13 protein-coding genes are annotated in these 18981 nt (G+C 25.4%); 6 read left to right on the top strand and 7 right to left on the bottom strand.

What is annotated here, in order from left to right; translation table 11 throughout:
• The first annotated feature begins 12 nt into the window (after positions 1–12).
• The 5 genes from purN to JRV97_RS10170 all read left to right on the top strand — a co-directional run bounded on the left by purN (position 13) and on the right by JRV97_RS10170 (position 6221).
• A complete protein-coding gene (gene purN / locus JRV97_RS10150; RefSeq protein WP_280998544.1) occupies positions 13–585 on the top strand; it encodes a phosphoribosylglycinamide formyltransferase in 573 nt (190 codons plus the stop codon).
• A 16-nt stretch (positions 586–601) separates the two neighbouring features.
• Positions 602–2098 (top strand): bifunctional phosphoribosylaminoimidazolecarboxamide formyltransferase/IMP cyclohydrolase, encoded by a 1497-nt coding sequence (purH, locus tag JRV97_RS10155; protein ID WP_407081548.1) that lies wholly within the window; start codon positions 602–604, stop codon positions 2096–2098.
• 12 nt (positions 2099–2110) lie between these two features.
• Positions 2111–3355 (top strand): phosphoribosylamine--glycine ligase, encoded by a 1245-nt coding sequence (gene purD / locus JRV97_RS10160; protein ID WP_280998546.1) that lies wholly within the window; start codon positions 2111–2113, stop codon positions 3353–3355.
• Between the two features lie 113 nt (positions 3356–3468).
• Complete coding sequence (locus tag JRV97_RS10165) at positions 3469–5667, top strand: AAA family ATPase (RefSeq protein ID WP_280998547.1); 2199 nt, start codon at positions 3469–3471, stop codon at positions 5665–5667.
• A complete protein-coding gene (locus tag JRV97_RS10170) occupies positions 5664–6221 on the top strand; it encodes a nitroreductase family protein (protein WP_280998548.1) in 558 nt (185 codons plus the stop codon). Before JRV97_RS10165 ends, JRV97_RS10170 begins: the two co-directional genes overlap by 4 nt.
• An 87-nt stretch (positions 6222–6308) precedes the next feature.
• On the opposite strand, the gene JRV97_RS10175 is transcribed toward JRV97_RS10170, so the two are convergent.
• The 3 genes from JRV97_RS10175 to JRV97_RS10185 are packed head-to-tail and all read right to left on the bottom strand — an operon-like array spanning position 6309 to position 10516.
• Complete coding sequence (locus JRV97_RS10175; protein WP_280998549.1) at positions 6309–7370, bottom strand: endonuclease/exonuclease/phosphatase family protein; 1062 nt, start codon at positions 7368–7370, stop codon at positions 6309–6311.
• A 40-nt stretch (positions 7371–7410) separates the two neighbouring features.
• A complete protein-coding gene (locus tag JRV97_RS10180) occupies positions 7411–8937 on the bottom strand; it encodes an AAA-like domain-containing protein (RefSeq protein WP_280998550.1) in 1527 nt (508 codons plus the stop codon).
• A 22-nt stretch (positions 8938–8959) separates the two neighbouring features.
• Positions 8960–10516: an ATP-binding protein gene (locus JRV97_RS10185; RefSeq protein ID WP_280998551.1), complete on the bottom strand. Its 1557-nt coding sequence runs from the start codon at positions 10514–10516 to the stop codon at positions 8960–8962.
• A gap of 170 nt (positions 10517–10686) precedes the next feature.
• Here JRV97_RS10185 and JRV97_RS10190 point away from each other — a divergent pair, with 170 nt between their 5' ends.
• Positions 10687–14124 (top strand): DEAD/DEAH box helicase, encoded by a 3438-nt coding sequence (locus tag JRV97_RS10190; RefSeq protein WP_280998553.1) that lies wholly within the window; start codon positions 10687–10689, stop codon positions 14122–14124.
• A gap of 187 nt (positions 14125–14311) precedes the next feature.
• On the opposite strand, the gene JRV97_RS10195 is transcribed toward JRV97_RS10190, so the two are convergent.
• The 4 genes from JRV97_RS10195 to JRV97_RS10210 form a co-directional block, all read right to left on the bottom strand.
• Positions 14312–15520 (bottom strand): ATP-binding protein, encoded by a 1209-nt coding sequence (locus JRV97_RS10195; protein ID WP_280998555.1) that lies wholly within the window; start codon positions 15518–15520, stop codon positions 14312–14314.
• A gap of 133 nt (positions 15521–15653) precedes the next feature.
• Positions 15654–16625: a tocopherol cyclase family protein gene (locus JRV97_RS10200; RefSeq protein WP_280998557.1), complete on the bottom strand. Its 972-nt coding sequence runs from the start codon at positions 16623–16625 to the stop codon at positions 15654–15656.
• The gene (locus tag JRV97_RS10205; RefSeq protein ID WP_280998559.1) at positions 16622–17605 is read right to left on the bottom strand and encodes an aromatic ring-hydroxylating oxygenase subunit alpha; all 984 of its coding nucleotides are present in this window, start codon (positions 17603–17605) and stop codon (positions 16622–16624) included. The genes JRV97_RS10200 and JRV97_RS10205 overlap by 4 nt, the downstream gene beginning before the upstream one ends.
• Positions 17606–17694: 89 nt before the next feature.
• Positions 17695–18831, bottom strand: coding sequence for an amidohydrolase (locus JRV97_RS10210; protein ID WP_280998561.1), 1137 nt, complete (start codon positions 18829–18831; stop codon positions 17695–17697).
• Positions 18832–18981 lie beyond the last annotated feature (150 nt).

Below are 18981 nucleotides of genomic sequence, written 5' to 3' on the forward strand. Positions count from 1 at the left end.
GAAGGCGATAATATGAAGAAAAAACTGATAGTTTTAGCATCTGGGAATGGGTCCAACTTTGAAGCAATAGTTAGAAAATTAAGAAATAGATATGAAATAAAATTAATAAGCGAAAATAGAGATGCATATGCTTTACAAAGAGCTATCAAATTAAACATAGATTATGAATTAATAAACTATAAATACTTTAGGGAGAGGGAGAGTTATAATAAAAAACTTTTTGAATATTTGAAGAAAGAAGAACCCGATTTAATAGCTTTGGCAGGCTATATGAAAATACTGCCAGAATATATAGTTGAATATTTTTCAGGAAGGATATTGAATATACATCCTTCCTTATTACCTGCTTTCAAAGGATTAAATGCTATTAAACAGGCATTTGAATATGGTGTAAAGTATACTGGAGTTACAGTACATTATGTAAATAATGAACTTGATGGTGGAAAAATAATTACTCAAGAAGTTGTAAAGATTGAGCCAGAAGATACATTAGAAACGTTAGAAGAAAAAATTCATAAATTAGAACATAGATTATATCCTAAAGTAATAGATAAAGTAATAAGAAGGCTTACAATATCAATATAAAAATTATGAGGAGGTAATGATGAAAAGAGCGCTTATTTCCGCATATAATAAAGACCATATAGAAAAATTAGCAAAAGTATTGGTGAATAATGAATATGAAATACTATCTACAGGCAATACAGCAAAATATTTAGAAGAACATGGTATTAAAGTAATTAAAGTGGAAGAAATAACAGAATTTCCTGAAATACTTGATGGAAGGGTAAAAACATTACACCCAAAAATACATGGAGGTATATTATCCAGAAATACAGAAAAAGATAAAAAAACTTTAGAAAAATTGAATATTAAAAAAATAGATTTTGTATATGTAAATCTATACCCCTTTGAGGAAAAATTAAATGAAAATCTTGAATTAAAGGAATTAATAGAGTTTATCGATATAGGCGGCCCAACATTGATTAGAGCAGCGGCAAAAAATTTTGAAAACACAATAATATTAGTAGATCCAGATGATATTGACTTAATAATAGAAAAAATAAATAATTTTGATTTTGAAACGAAACTATATCTTGCTGCAAAAGCATTTAATTTTACCGCATATTATGATTCAGTAATTTCTTCTTATTTTAATAAATTAATAAATAAAGAATTTCCAGAATATATGGCATTACCGCTTAAGAAAAGAAATGAATTAAGATATGGTGAAAATCCGCATCAAAAAGCAGTATATTATGAAAATGCATTGGAAAAAGGATTATTTAAAGATTTTGAACAATTAAACGGAAAGGAATTATCCTATAACAATTTTAAGGATATAGATATGGCGTGGAAAGTAGTTAACGAATTCGATGAAAAAGTATGTTGTGCTGTAAAACATCAAACTCCATGTGGTGTTGCTGTGGGAAGAGATAATTTAGAAGCATATAAAAAAGCATATGAATGCGATCCAATTTCTATATTTGGAGGGATTGTAGCCTTTAATCATAAAGTCACTGCAGAAACAGCTAAGGAGATGAAAAAGATATTTTTAGAAGTTATTATAGCTCCAGAGTTTGAAGAAGAAGCAATTGAAATATTGAGAAAAAAGAAAAATTTAAGAATTATAAAAGCAAAAACTAATCCTTCTCAAAAATTAGAATACTCTTCAGTAGATGGTGGAATATTGGTTCAAGAAAGAGATTTGAAATTATTTGAATCGTTGAAAATAGTAACAAATGGTCCAGTAGCAGAATACTTAATAGAAGATATGATATTTGCATTTAAAGTTGTAAAGCATGCAAAATCAAATGCAATAGTGGTTTCAAATGGAAAAATGGCTAAAGGTATAGGATCTGGACAACCAAATAGAATATGGGCAGCTATAGATGCTCTTGATAGAGCTAAAGATGGAGTAGTTCTTGCATCAGATGCCTTTTTTCCATTTGATGATGTTGTAAGAAAAGCGGGAAAATACAATATAAAAGCTATAATTCAACCTGGTGGTTCTATTAGAGATGAAGATTCCATAAATGCAGCTAATGAATTGGGGATTTCCATGATATTTACAAATATGAGGCATTTTAAACATTAATGAGGTGAGAAAATGAAGGTGGCTGTAATAGGGAATGGTGGAAGAGAACACGCTATTGCTTGGAAAATATCTCAAAACCCGAAAATAGATAAAATATATTGTATACCGGGAAATGGTGGAACGGCTGTTGAAAAAAAATGTGAAAATGTATATATTGATAATATAGATGAGATTGTAAATTTTGCAAAGAAAAACAATATAGAGTTAACGATTGTTGGTCCGGAGAAATATCTTGTAGAAGGAATAGTAGATGAATTTAAAAAAAATAATTTAAAGATAATAGGTCCAGATAAAGAAGCATCTAAACTTGAAGGCAGTAAAATATATGCAAAAAACTTTGCAAAAAAATATGGTGTTCAAACGGCGGAATATCAGTTTTTTAACAATATAAAAGAAGCGAATGAATATATAAAAAATGCAAAATATCCATTAGTAATTAAAGCGGATGGACTTGCTGCTGGTAAAGGTGTAATAATAGCTCAAAATATAAAAGAGGCTGAAAATGCACTTTATGATTTTATGGAAAAAGATATATTTGTTGGAGCTGGTAAAAATATTGTAGTCGAAGAATATTTAAATGGTTATGAAATGTCAGTATTCGTGCTTTTTGATGGATACAATTATAAAATTTTTCAAACAGCAAAGGATCATAAAAAAATATATGATGGTGAAAAAGGACCTAATACGGGAGGTATGGGGGCAATATCACCTCATCCAGAATATAAAAATAGTTTAGTAAAAAAAATAGAAAATAAAATAATAATTCCAACAATAAGTGGAATAGTTAAAGAAGGATTAAATTACAAAGGAATAATTTTTATTGGATTAATGATAGTAAATGAAGAACCCTATTTATTAGAATATAATATAAGATTTGGAGATCCAGAAACTCAAGCGATGTTACTGCTTTTAGAAAGTGATTTGTTAGAAATTTTTGAACATATCATAGATGAAAAACTTGATGAAATAGAAATCAAGTGGAAAAACAAAGTTTCATGTTGTATTGTAGCTGCGTCAGAAGGTTATCCTTTGAAATATGAAAAAGGAAAAGAAATAAATATTAATACTGAATCACTGGTATTTCAAGCGGGTACAAAATTAGAAAATAGAAAACTTTTAACCAATGGTGGAAGAGTGTTATCGGTAGTTGAAGTTGGAGAAACATATAAAGAAGCAAGAGAAAAAGCATATTTGTCTATAAAAAATATAACTTTTGATGGAATATATTATAGAAATGATATAGGAAAAGGATGGTGAAATCACCATCCTTTTTTTTCAAAAGTGGAGATATAAAACTTATAGAATTTACAAAGAATGAAGGATGGGTTATGATATAATATAAATAAAAATTATAAGATTAGGGTGTGAATATGTTTATAAACTTCTTATATAATTTTAAATTAACTAAAGATCAAGAATATTTATCTAACGAATTGGATAGTTTTCTCTTCAACACGTTAGATTTTTTAATAGTTCAGGGTAGCGCTGGTACAGGAAAAACATTTTTAATTTCTCAATATGCAAGATATTTATATAGAAAACATAGAAATTTTGTAATATTAGCTCCTACAGGAAGAGCTGCAAAAATCCTTCATGAAAAATCTAAATTTAAAACAAAAACAATTCATAGTGAGGTTTACAGTTTTTTTGATAAAGAAATAAACCTTGATAAAGATGAAATAAAAATATATTTTAAATTAAAAGATTCATCATGGGATAACACCATTTTTATAGTCGATGAAAGCTCAATGATATCAGATACACCACAATCAGATGAAAATCTCATTTTTGGTAGTGGTAAATTACTTTCAGATTTAATTGATTATATTAAATCTGGTAATAACAATAAAATTATATTCTTAGGTGATGAATATCAACTTCCGCCGGTTAATTCTAATTTTTCTCCAGCTTTAAATAGAGAATATCTTGAAAAAAATTATAATTTAAAAGGTGAAAAAATAATACTCAATGAAATCGTTAGACAAAAAGAAGAGAGCTATATATTAAAAAATGCAAATACAATAAAAAATCATATAGATAAAAAAAAGTTTATAAATTTAAAATTTGAATATAATAATGATTTTATAAAAACTGATAAATTAATTGAAAAATATAATTATTCTGAGCCAGGGAAAGATATTATAATAACCTCAACAAATGAAAAAGCATTAAAATATAATCAAGAAATTAGAAAATTTTTGGGCTATAAAAATAATATTGAAATAGGAGATATATTATTAAATACAAAAAATGTATATTATAATGAAATAAACATATTTAATGGAGAATTTTTCAAAATAATTGATATATTAAACCATGAAAAAAAAGATGCCTTTATAGGAAAAAAAGAACATATAATTTTAGAATTTTATGATTTAAAATTAGAAAATGTATTTTCTAGTGAAACTATTCTATTTAAAGTATTAGCGAACTCATTGTTTTCAAAAACTGCAGATATAGATATTAATTTAAAAAAAGCATTATATAGTTTTTGTATAGACGATATGTATAAAAAAACAGGATTACCAATAGAATTTGTAATTCAACAATTAGATTCTCATCCATATTTTAACGCCTTGCATGTTAAATATGGCTATGCAGTAACTACACATAAAGCCCAGGGCGGCGAATGGAAAAATGTTTTTGTAGATCCATATTATTATAATTCACCAAAAACAAAAGAATATTTTCAATGGTTGTATACTTCAATAACCAGAGCTAAGGAGAGGATATATATTAAAGATTTACCTTTTAAAATTTTTTCACAGAAAAAATTAAAAATAGAAAAAGATTTTACAGTAAAAGAAAAAATAAAAATTTCATATAATTTAAACTTTTCAAACACTATATTGAGAGAATTATATCTTGCATTTAGAGAAAGAATTTTAGAAAAACAATTTGAAATAATAGGTGTAGAACATCATCAATATCAGGAAGTATATTATATAAAGAAAGACAAAGACTATTTGAAAGTGCAGATGTACTACAATAAAAATTATGAACCAACGAAATTAAAAATAATGGAAACTACAAATATTGAAAAAGCTCATAAATTTCTTGAGATTTTTAACGAAAAAATATTAGAAGAAGAAACTGCATATGAAGAAGATAGCGAAAATTGTATAAAAATATATGTAGATGGTAGTTATGATCAAAAATTGAAAAAATTTGGAGCTGGATTTGTTGTCGTTAAAGAAAATAAAGTGGAAAAATATTGGAAAGGTTATATAAATGAGAAATTTTTAAAACATAGAAATATATCTGGTGAAATATTTGCTGTTTTACTAGCATTAGAATATGCGAAAAAAGAAAATTTAAAGTGTGTTGAAATAAATTATGATTATCAGGGAATTGAAAAATGGGCATTGGGGTTATGGAAAACAAACACAGAATTGACAAAATACTATAAAAAACAGTATGATTATTATTCTAAATTTTTTCAAGTGAAGTTTAATAAAATAAAATCACATTCTGGAGATGAGTTTAATGATATGGCAGATGAGTTAGCTAAAAAGGCAGTATATGAGAATGATTATAATATCAAATATGATATTGAGGTGAAATTATGAATTTATTAGAATTAGCTAAAAAAAGAAAAACAGTAAGAAAATTTGATAGCAAAATGCCAAGTTTTGAAGATATAAAATACGCTATAGAAGTTGCCAAAGAAGCTCCATCAGGTAAAAATGATCAACCGTGGTTATATGTTTTGATTAAGGATGATAATAGAAAAAAAGAAATAAGAAAAATATGCGAAAAAGGTGAAAAAACATTTTATGATAATTCAAAAGGGGAATTAAGAGAATGGTTGGATAAAATGGGATTTTCATGGGAAAAGCCTTTTTTATCTGAAGCGCCATATTTATTATTTGTATATTCTAATATGAAGTCACCTTTTTCAAAAGAATCAGTGTGGATTTCAATAGGTTATTTATTATTAGCATTGGAAGAAAAAGGATTAGCTACAGTTACATATACACCTTCAAATTTTAATGAAATATCTAACTATATTAACTTATCAAAAGAATATAAACTTGAAGTGATTTTGCCTATAGGATATTCCATAGATCCAAAACCAAAATATAAAAGAAAAGATATAGATGATGTTTTGATTATAAAATAAAAATAATATATAATTAATTTAATAAATTGGAGTGCTTGCTTTCCATGTCAATAGGAGCAAAGCACTCCAATTTCTGTTGCAATCAGATTATTTCAATCTAATCTTTAACTTTACAGGATTATGATCAGAATTTTCAAATTCATAATTTAATGTTTTTACATATTCAATATCAATATTTGGTGAAACATAAAATCCGTCAATAACAGTAACGAAGTTTTTTCCTTTTTCATAAGCAAAAGCGACTGATCTATTGGTTGGATTGGAACTATCAACAGCCCATTTCCAACCATCAATTTTTAAATCTTTTGGTAATTCAACATAACTTTCTGGTTTTTTTTCTGTATAATCGAAATTTATCTTTGTAAATTCGCTATTCCAATCTCCACCTATAATCACATAATTTCCTTTTTCATATTCTTTTTTTGCTGTATTTAAAATAAATTCTAATTGTTGTTTTCTTAAAGTTCCACCTGAATCATATGCGCTAGGATGGATATTTAAAATAACAAGATCTTTTCCTTTATTTGTTGGTATTCTGGTTAATATTATACATCTATCTAATTGAAAAACTTTAGTTGGCCAACTATATTCTCCTGGTAATTTTAATCTTTTTGCTTCTTCAATTTTATATTTAGAAATAGTAGTTAATCCTGATAATACCTTACCCATTGGTTTTGAAAAAGGAACTGGAACAAACGAAACATTATAATTAATAGCAAATGCTATATTATAACTATTCTCAAAAACATTATTTTTTAAATATTCTAATTCATTAATATTATGACTTCTATGACTATTAATATCAATTTCTTGAATTAGATATATATCTGCAGGATTTTCTTTTAATGTATTTGCTATACCTTCAAGATATTTTCTAACATGTTCTTTATCAGGCACTGATCCTGTTCCACCATCCATAAAGAAATCTTCATACTTTCCTAATCCAGCATATCCAATATTCCAATTAAAAAGTACTAGTTCATCTGGTGCAATTTCGTCTGTATAACTCTCAACGTTTATTTTTTCTACATCTTTTGGTTTATAGTCTGTAAGTGTTCCAAATAAAATCACTCCTGGGAAATATAAAATAATAGCTACAATAACAATAATAACAACCTTTAACCACCCTGGCATCTTCTTTTTACCCATAACCTATCCCCTTTCCTGGATATTCATAATATATTATATTTTAATTAATCTTGGAAGGACTTTCAAAATTAGTTTTAATAAACCAAATATGAATTTTTATCCCCTCTTTATCTTCTAATAAATAATCAAAATCATCTATACTATTTGAATATATTACTAACCATCCTTCATTCAAATCTTTTCTTTTTAAATATTCAATTATTTGTTTTTTCGCTTTTTCATATTCATTTCCCGTTATATCTGCTTTTACTTCTATTAAATACTCTTTATTATTAAAGTTTATTAATAAGTCTATTCTTCCCCCACCTACTTGTGTTTCTGGATATACTTTTCCTTCTCCTGCTTCAATATATAAACTCAGAAATTGATCTAAATTATATTGATATACTCCTTCATAATAATTCCTTCCTTTAAACATTATTGCTCCTCTTTGTTTTATATACTTCGTATATCTTTCTAATAATTTATTTAAATCCAAGCTTCCATCTTTTTTTATATATTCCCTTACTGTATCTTTTAACGTTGCCATATAATTCTTTTCACCATTTATTTGTGGTTTGAATTTTGCATATAATGCTTTGTAATACAATGGTACTTTCACACAACATTTCCCTTCACAATTATCTATCACACCATTTAAATATAGGAATTTTATTCTTTCATCATATATTACAAATTTTACACTTTCTGGTTCAAATAATATTTTTATTATTAATTCTTTTTCTTTTTCTGCTTTTGATATTATATTTGATATATTTTTATTTATATATACATACATAAAATCATTTAATGTTTTTTCAAAATATTCTTTTGTTATTATTTGTTTATCTTTTGCTTTTTTTTCTACTAAATCATATGCCAATGCATTGGTTAATCCTGGTTGTCCGCCTGCATTTTCCCAAATTAGCTCTTTCACTTTATTATCAAATATCTGTCCTGTTTCTTTTTCATGTTGGTTTAACAAATCATACACTTGTTCTTTTGTAAAATATGGCACTTCCATATGCTCTGCTATATTAAATGGACTTGCATTATCTTCTAATATTCCACTTAAATAACTTACACTGATTAATATTACACTTCTGAGTTTATATAACATCTTTTTATGATACACATTTCTTATAACATGTAAAAATTCATTCATTAATTCTTCATTATTAAATTTCTCAAACTCATCTATCATTAGTATAATTTCTTTTCCTGTTTTGTTGTATAAATCTTCTAATACAAGCCTTATTTCATCAATTTCCTCGGGGGTTTTTAATTTAACCTTTATGTTATGTCTATATTCAATATCATCTTCTATATCTTTTATAAATGTTTTTAAAAATTGATTTTGATCTTTACTGGAATAACTTTCAAAAGATATAAATATAGGTAAATATTTATCTTTTGTCTTTTCCACTATATCATTTAAAAATGTTGTTTTTCCCGTTTGTCTTGGTGCTGATACTGTAAAGTATCTCCAATTTTCTATATGGTCTAATGCCTCTTTCATCAATTCTGGTCTTTCTATATAATAACAAGTATTCTTATCAACAGGTCCTGATGTACAAAATCGTTTCATCATCTCACCTCAATATAATCAATTATATTTTTTCTATCATATATTCATCAATATTCCTTTTTTCTGAGTCTATATTTATTCCTATTATATATATTTCTTTTTCATTGTTTTTACTCATATATTTTTCATAATATTTCTTTTCTTTTATTTGTTCAATTGCTTCTTTTGCGCTTTTATCTAATTTTATTTCAAATAAATATATTTTATCATCATGATCTAATACTAGGTCACTTCTTCCAAGATTCGTTAATTCTTCTGCTGTTACGTTTAATCCTGCTGAGGCTAATATTGTATATATTAATGAGTGATAATAACTTTCTCTTTTTTGATGTAAGTTATACGGTATTGCACTTATTATCCTTTTTATTTCTTCTATTATTTCTTCTATTTTATTTTTTGACAATAATTTCCATATTGTTTTATTTAATTCTTTTATCTTATCATTTTCTAAATTATAATTTGCTTCTAATATTAATTTTGAGAAACTATTTTTTACTTCTAAATTTGGATAGTCTAATATATACTCTTCTTCAAGACCATATTTTTCTTTTCCTTTAAAGGTTAAATATCCTGCTTGTGCAAAGAATATGTTTGCATTTGCATCTTCTATTTCTCTTGTTGTAAAGTCTAATGAATTTACTGTGTATTTTACTAAATCTTCGTATTCTATTTTTCTCCCTTTTACATATTCATATATAAATGATGGTGATCCACTTTCAAACCAATAATTTTGAAATTTCCTTTCATCAAAGAATCTTAATACTGAGAATGGATTATATACAAAATGTTCTCCATCAAATGAGAATCCATTATAATATGTTTTTATTTCTTTTAGTAATTCTTCTTTACTTATTCCCATTTCTTTTGCTGTTTCTTCTATGTGTTCTTTGAAATAATATTCTAATTCTTCTTGGGTATAACCTAACATTTGTGAATATTTTCTGTTTAGTGATATGTCATTTAAATTATTTAATGCTGAAAATACTCCTGTTTTTGTGAATTTCGTTATTCCTGTAATAAATACGAATTTTATGTATTCATCTTTTGTTTTTACTTTCTTATAGAATTCTCTTAAAAATCCTCTTATTTTTTCTGCTTCTTTTTTATTGTTTATATGCTCTAATATTGGTGATTCATATTCATCTATTAATATTACTACTTTCTCATTATATTTTTTATTTAAACTTTCTATTAAATTACCAAATTTTGTTGGAATATTATTTTTTATTATTGGCATTTCTTCATTTATATATATTTTATTTATTACTTCGTCTAAAGATTCTATAAAAGTTTCATATGTTGTTAAGGTATTATCAGACATATCTAGTTTTATAATAGGGTATTCTTTGAATTCCCATTTGTCATATATATAAGCATCTTTAAATAATTCTTTTTCGCCTTTGAATATGTAATATAATGTCGATATCGTTAAGCTCTTCCCAAATCTTCTTGGGCGAGATAGAAATATTGGCACTTCTGAACTTATTAAGTCATGTATATATTTTGTTTTATCTATATATATATAATTTCCTTCTATTATCTTTTTATAATCCTGTATTCCTATTGGTAATTTTTTCATCAGTTCCACCTCCGATTCAATTATATCATATAATATCAATAATGATTTGCTGTAAGATAGATAAAATAGTTAAAAGTATAATATCCATATATTTAATATGATATAATAATTTTAATATGAATAACTATATTTTGATATTCAAATGAATAAAATTTTTAGAGGTGTTTTTGATGGCTAAAAGAAAGATATATGGTAAAACATGGTGGGGTAAGAAATGGATTGAGGCTATGGAAAAAATAGATTTTAATACCAATAGGCTCCCTAGAGGTAGAACCTATGCTAATAAGGGATTGGTTTTGGAAGTTAGAGTAAATAGAAATTCCGATATTGTTGCTAGAGTACAGGGAACAAGAGCTACACCATATAAGGAAAAAATTTCTTTGATAAAATTTCCTTCATATGATGTAGAGATTATTGGAAGTATACTTTCTGAAAATCCATATATTGCAGGACAATTATTAAACGGAATATTACCAGAAGAATTATATGAAATTTTTCAAAAAGAAGGGATAAAATTATTTCCAGAATCATGGGATGATATAGAAGCATATTGTTCATGCCCCGATTGGGCTAATCCATGTAAGCATCTTGCTGCAGTATATTATGTTATTGCTAATGAAATTGATAAAGATCCATTCCTTTTATTTGAAATGCATGGACTAAAAAAGAAGAAATTATTGGAGCTCGCTAAAATTTCCAGTGAAAAATCGAAAAATGTCTTAAACTTTTTACCTATTAACAGTGAAAAAAATGAATTAGTTTTAGATGAAAAAATTGCTTTAGAAGAACCTTTCATTTACTTTGAAAATATAGAGGAAATAATATCATTGCTTTCTGAAAAAACTATTTTTTCTGATTTTTCAATAAAGGATTTTTTAAACGATTTATATGGACAAGGCGAAAAATATGTGAAAAACATAAAAATATTAGAAGAAAATCTGTATCTTAAAGATACAGAATTTAAAATAATTTATTCATTACAAAATCCAGATATATTAATTAAAGGATATAATCCTTTTTCAAAAGAAATAATAAAATTTGAAGATTTATTTAATTTAATGTATAGTATATCTTTTTTACCTGATAAAAACGATAATGAATATTCCTTCTTTTTTAAAAAGGTTTTAGGATTTGTATTTAATATCATTATGAATCATTCATTTGCACCAAAACCAGAAATAATTGAATCGGATAAATTTTATGTAAAATATATGCCACTTATTTCAAATTCATCTTTTATAGAATATTTGGATTATCTTGAAAAAATAATTCCAGATAATCTTGTAATTTATTTAGAAAAAAATAAAGTATTAAAAAAATCAGATGCTGTTATATATATTATATCTTTGGTTATAAAGGAAATAGTAAAAAAAGTATATGTAAATAAGAAAATGTCGCATAATATATTATCTGTGTTTTCAGAAGATAAATTGTATCCATTAAAAACATTAGAAGAAAAAAATATTGCTAATTCATTGGAAAATTATTTTGAACCTTTATTTTTTAAAAGTCAAAAATATACATTAGCCATTAAAATCATGCCGTTTATTGAAGATAGGTATTATTTATCTCTTTTAGTAAAAGATAATTCAGATGTATTATCCGAACCTATTAGTCTTACCGATTTTTTAAAAAACAAAAAATACTTTAATGAAAAAGCTAATATATTAAAACAAATAGGGTTTATTTCCAATTTATCCAATTTTTCTAAAACTATTATGAAACATGAGGATATAATAATAACTTCATCAGAATTAAGTACATTTTTTAATGATGTATTACCTGCTTTAAATGTTTTTGGTATTGATGTAATTCTTCCAAAAGAAATGAAAAAAATAGTAGAGCCAAAAGTAGTTATACAAGCAAAAAGAATTAATAATACTACAAGCTTTTTTAATTTGAATGATTTGTTAAGATTTGATTGGAAAATAGCAATAGGTGATCAGATCATATCTGCTGAAGAATTTAGAAAATTATTGGAAAAATCAGAAGGAATAATAAAATTCAAAGATATGTATATTCATCTTAATCCAAAGAAATTCTTAAACATATTGAAAAAATTAGAAAAACCTATTGATGAATTATCTAATTACGAGAGTTTAAGAGTTTTACTTTCAGAAGAATATAATGGAATACCATTATATTCGGATAATAAATTAAAAAACATAATTGATGAAATGAAAAAAATCAAAAATATTAGAATACCTAAAACATTAAATGCTGAAATGAGAGAATATCAAAAACGAGGATATAAATGGTTAAAATCAAATGTTGATAAGGGTTTTGGAGTATGTCTTGCGGATGACATGGGATTAGGTAAAACTATTCAAACAATAGCGGTTGTTTTAAAGGATAAAGAAAATAAAAATTTAAATGAACCAGCTTTAGTTGTTTGTCCTACTACGTTAATAGGTAATTGGGCAACGGAAATTGAAAAATTTGCACCAAAATTAAAATATCATATATATCATGGAAATAATCGTGATTTAAAAAATGATTCAGATATTATATTGACCTCATATGGGGTTATAAGAAGAGATATAGAAAAATTAGAAGATTTAAACTGGTCATATATAATACTTGATGAAGCTCAAAATATTAAAAATCCTTTAACTAAACAAACTAAAGCTGTAAAAAAATTAAAAGGTAAAAAAAGAATAGCATTAACCGGAACTCCTGTGGAAAATCGCCTATTAGAGTTATGGAGTATATTTGATTTTTTAATGCCAGGATATTTAGGAAATTATAATAATTTTATAAAAAATTATGCTATTCCTATTGAAAAATATAATGATAAAACAAAATTAAAAGCTATTAAAAAAGCTATTAATCCATTTCTATTAAGAAGATTAAAAACGGATAAAAATATTATAAAAGATTTACCAGAAAAAATTATTTTTGATCAATATGTATATTTAACTCCAATTCAAACATCATTATATAATAAAACAGTAGAAATGGTAAATGAGATTTCTAACTTTTCTGGTATAGAAAGAAAAGGATTAATCTTTAAATTAATCACATCTTTAAAGCAAATTTGTAATCATCCTGCTAATTATCTTAAGAATAAGAATTTCAGTCCAGAAGAATCTGGTAAAACACAGAAATTGTTGGATTTATTAACCGATATATTTGAAAATAATGAAAAGGCCATAATATTTACACAATATAAAGAAATGGGAGAAATACTTGAAGATATAATAAAAAAACAATTGAAAGTTAAAACGTTATTTTTTCATGGAAATTTGCCAAGAAAAAAGAGAGATGAAATGGTAGAAAAATTTCAAACATCACATGATTATCCTGTGATTATTATTTCTTTAAAGGCTGGAGGTACAGGATTGAATTTAACTGCTGCATCGCATGTAATCCATTTTGATTTATGGTGGAATCCTGCAGTTGAAGCTCAAGCTACAGATAGAGCATATAGAATAGGGCAAAAAAACAATGTTATTGTTCATAGATTTATCACCAAAAATACATTTGAAGAAAAAATCAATGAGATAATTCAAAAAAAGAAGAATTTAAGCAATAATATTTTAAGTATTGGAGAAAAATGGATTTCTGAACTTAGTGATGATGAATTAAGAGAAATATTTAAAATATAAAATATTATAAAATACCTCCAAAGCGGAATTAAACCACAAAGGAGGTATCCTTTATTGAATATAATCCTGTATTTATAATAATTTTTAATATTTTTGGAGTATACTCTAAATTTTTAATAAAAAAATATGACTGTACTCCAAAAAATTATTTTAAATGGAAACGTCAGTTTATTAGTAATGTAATACTTTAATATAAAAATCCAAAAAGGTACAGCGGGATAATACTTTTTTCTCCATACAAAATATCATCTTTTACAATAAATGAATTATCTATATTATTTTTAATTTGTTTTTTACTTTTATTTTTTCCACCAATTTCAAAGTAATAACTATTTACATTAAAATCTCCTATCTCTTTACTATATCTTATATTTTGATTACTGTTCTTTATTTGATTAACAAAAATTATTTCTCTTAAATTTCCAATGTTTATGTTATTTCTAATCTCTTCATTTATAGCGTTATATAAAGTTCCATTTCCTATGTATATTTTTTCTGGGCTTCTTATTAAAGTTCCCCCTACCCCTTCCTTAAATAAAAGAGTTAATAATCCAGCGTCTTCTAACTTTGAAATATAATTTATTATAGTTTTATTATCTTTTTTTAAATTCTTGCTTAAACTGTTTATATTAATTTTTCCAGGTTGCATAGTTGCAATAAAATATATTAGTTTTTTTAAAATAATTAAATTTTCTGTATTTAAATTTGCAACTTCAACAATATCTTCATATATAACTTTTTCATACATATTTATTATTTTAGAAACTATGGATTTTGGATTTTCAAAATATATAGGATAATATCCATATTTATAATATTCTTGAAAATCTAACAATATTTTGCTGTTTTCAGCAATATTAAAAGCAATATCCATATGATTATTAATTAAATCTTGAAAATCATAAGGTTTATAGTTTTCATTATATTTTATATTTAAAAATTCTCTAAAAGACAATCCATTTAAAATATATGTGACACATCTCCTTGAAAGATCGTATTTTGCTTGCTTGATATTTATGCTTGAACTGCCTGAAAAAATGATTTGAATATCATTATAAAAGTCATAAACATTTTTTATTTCCTGCTCCCAATTTTTGTATTTATGTATTTCATCTAAGAAGAAATTTTTTATTCCATATTTTGTATAAAGATTTTCTATAACATTTATTAATTTATTTTCTAAAAAGAATATGTGATCTAAACTCATGTATATAGTTTTTGATAATTCGTACTTTTCTTTTATTAATTGCAGCATAAGGGTTGTTTTTCCAGTACCTCTGGCTCCTAAAATCCCAATTAATCTATTATCAATATCTATTTTCTCATATAAATATCTTTTGGTTGTAATTTTATTGTTTTTGATTTTATTTCTTGAAAGATTTAGTAAGAATTCCATTATATCCACCTCTATTCAGGAGTATATTCTAAATATCATATATAATTATATCATTTTTTAGAATAAAATCAAAAAATTATATAAAAAAATTTGACTATAATCCAATTAAAAAATACTTACTACATTTAAACTTTTATTTTAAATACACTTTACCTCTTTTATCATTTTCTATATTTTTCAATATATCTCCATTTACTTCTAAACCTGCATGAATTCCTTTAGATGAGAAAATTATATTATTATCTTTTTTAAAAACAATACTAATTTCTGAATTTAAACTTTCATTTACTCTACCTGTCATATTTCCATTTTTTGGAGCTAATAAAATTTTTCCTTCTCCTTTTTTTATTCTTACATCAAGATAATAATTTTTTCTTTTTGCTTTAAAAGTAATAATATTTTCTTTAATCGCAAGATCATAAATTTTTGCTCCATTATATGTAGTAAATTTATATATTTTTCCATTCAAGTATAATCCCATTATAAATCCTACAAAATAACTTTTTCCAAAAGGTACATTTGCTATTGACAATGAAAAGGAAGCATCATAATCTTCAAAATTATTAGATGATGCCCATATCCATGATTTTGGAAATGATCTTCCCCAATCTTTTTCTATATATCCATTTCCATTTTCATAATCTTTCTGTTCACCTCTAACAACAACTGACCCTTTTATAGTATGATTAAAACTTAATATTCCATGATAACACTCTAAAAAATTTAAAAATCCATATGGTCCCATTGCTCCTGGATTAAATAAACTTACAGGCCATGGCTTTAAATTTTCAAAATTCAAATCAGCAGATATATCCTCAAGATTTAAAATTAATCTTTCTAAAGAGAAGAAATTATTACCAATAGTAACACTAAATGGATTATTTGTATATTTAAAATCTTCTAATTTAAATCTATAATATTTTGAAAAATTATTATTATCAATTATTTGAACAAATGAATGTGAATCATCACCTATAGATACCCCGGGAATAACTGCAAAAACATATTTTTTTTGAGGATCGGTATTTTTAAAATACCACCCTTCAAAAAAATTCTTTTTATTCACACCATGGAAATTCTCAGGATGCCATTTATTAAAAATCATTTAATCACTCCATTTTTTAATTCATCTCTTTTTTTCCTATATTCCAATATAGGTAAATCTCCTGTAATTAAATTTTCTTTCATTTTTAATTCACTCTTTTTTGGAATTTGAGTTTCTACAACTTCTTTATCTTGATTTAAAACCTTTTTATTAAAAGGTATAGCAAATTTACCAATTATCTTATTTAATAATCTTGATTTTGTAAATTTATTATAAAATCTCAAATATATCTTAGTATGTTCTTCGTCTATTGGAACAAAAGCTGCAACAACTCTAATTTTTTCAGCAATATGATTTTCCCAATAATTAGGAAATTTGAATTCTAAATAAACTTTACTAACATCTTCTTGAGATAATTCATGAGGCTTTTTAGCAGGAGTGCCATCTTCAACTCTACTTCTCATGTAATAATAAAACATAGTGTTATTTTCCCATTTTAATATTGGTCCATCCATGATTGTTCTATTACCCTTACCTATAGTATTATAATGAACAAAAGGTACATGAACAGGATCTAATTGGTTTTCAATAGCTCTACTATAATGAACATTCCATAATTCATTAAATTCAACAAATGTCAATTCATTATCAATATCTTCAAAAAAGGATGGATTATGATCTGGTTTTCCATCGCCATACCAAACCCAAATAAAATTAGCCAGTTCATATGTATAATAAGAATTTACTTTAAAGTTTTCTGGTACAGGAGTAGTTCTACCATTTGCTGGAATTACTTGTACCTTCCCATTTGAATCATATTCAAACCCATGGAAAGGACACATTACTCTCTCCCCGTTAGCTAATATTTTCCCATGTGAAATAGATGCGCCTCTATGACAACAAATATCTGAAATACAACTTATGTTATTTTTCTCATCTCTCCAAAGAGCTAATTTTTCACCAAATCTGGTTATTCCAATTAATTTTCCTTTAGGTAATTCTTCAGAAGACAGTATTATATACCATTGATTTTTTATCATAATCTCCCTCCCCATTATTAATATTAAATCATTAAAATTATAACATAAATTTAAAAAAATAGCTCCCGGTAGGGAGCTAGAAATATACATTATAATACTTTTTTACCTTCAATATAAACACTTTCAGCTTTTGCTCTAATATCAAATGGGTGATAATTCCATATTGCAATATCTGCATCTTTTCCTGGTTCTAACGATCCAACTCTATCGTCTATTTTTAATATCTTTGCAGGATTTATAGTTAACATTTTTATTAAATCTTCTTCTTTTGCGCCATATCTCATACCAAGAGCAGCTTGTACATTAGCATGTTCCAAATGAAGTACAGGATGATCACACATTAATCCAGCTAATATACCTTTTTCGTTAATTATTCTTAACGCTTCAAATGACATATCCTTTAATTCTAATTTTGTTCTAAATCCAAATAATGGTCCTAATACTAAAGGAATATCTTTTTCTTTTATATAATCGGCAATTTTATATGCTTCTGTAGCGTGTTCTATTACTAAATCAAATCCAAATTCTTCTGATAATCTAATAGCTGTTATGATATCATCTGCTCTATGTGCATGAATTCTTGCTGGTATCTCTCTTTTCAATACCTTTTCACCTATTTCCATTTTTAAATCAAATTCATAAAAATCGCCTTTTTCTTTCTTTTTCATATAATTTTGTACTTTTAAGAAATATTCTCTAATAACAGCAACACTTCCGAGCCTTGTAGATGGCAATTTTTTTTGAGAACCATATACTCTTTTTGGATTTTCGCCCATTGCCATTTTTAATCCTGCTGGTTCTTTAATTATCATTTCATCTACTATTTTAGATTTGAATTTTAAAATTGCTCCTTGTCCCCCAATTGGATTAGCACTTCCAGGAACAACCATTACTGTAGTGACCCCGCCTTCTAAAGCTCTTTTTATTGCAGCATCTTCTGGGTAAAATGCATCAATAACTCTAACTTGTGCAGTATTAGGGTCTGTCATTTCATTTCCATCTTGATAATAACCTTCACCAACACCTTCTTCAAAAACTCCGATGTGAGAATGAGCATCTACAAAACCTGGAAAAATATATTTACCTTCAACATCAATAACTTCATCTGCTTTTGCTCTGATGTTTTTAGCTAATTTTTTGATTTTGCCATTTTCAATTAATAAATCTCCTTTAAATGGGTCTGAAGTTATTGGGTAGATGTTAGCATTTTTGAATAATATTTTCATTTTTCTTCCTCCTTCTATTATATTGTCAAAAATATATGAATAAATATATTAATTTTTTGACTACTAATTTACTAAATTATATCATAAAATGATTCGTAAAACAAATTAAAATTTCTCAGAAATCTTAACATTTAATTCTATGTTTTTTGG

Origin of the sequence: Marinitoga aeolica (assembly GCF_029910535.1) — a bacterium.
Lineage (GTDB): Bacteria > Thermotogota > Thermotogae > Petrotogales > Petrotogaceae > Marinitoga > Marinitoga aeolica.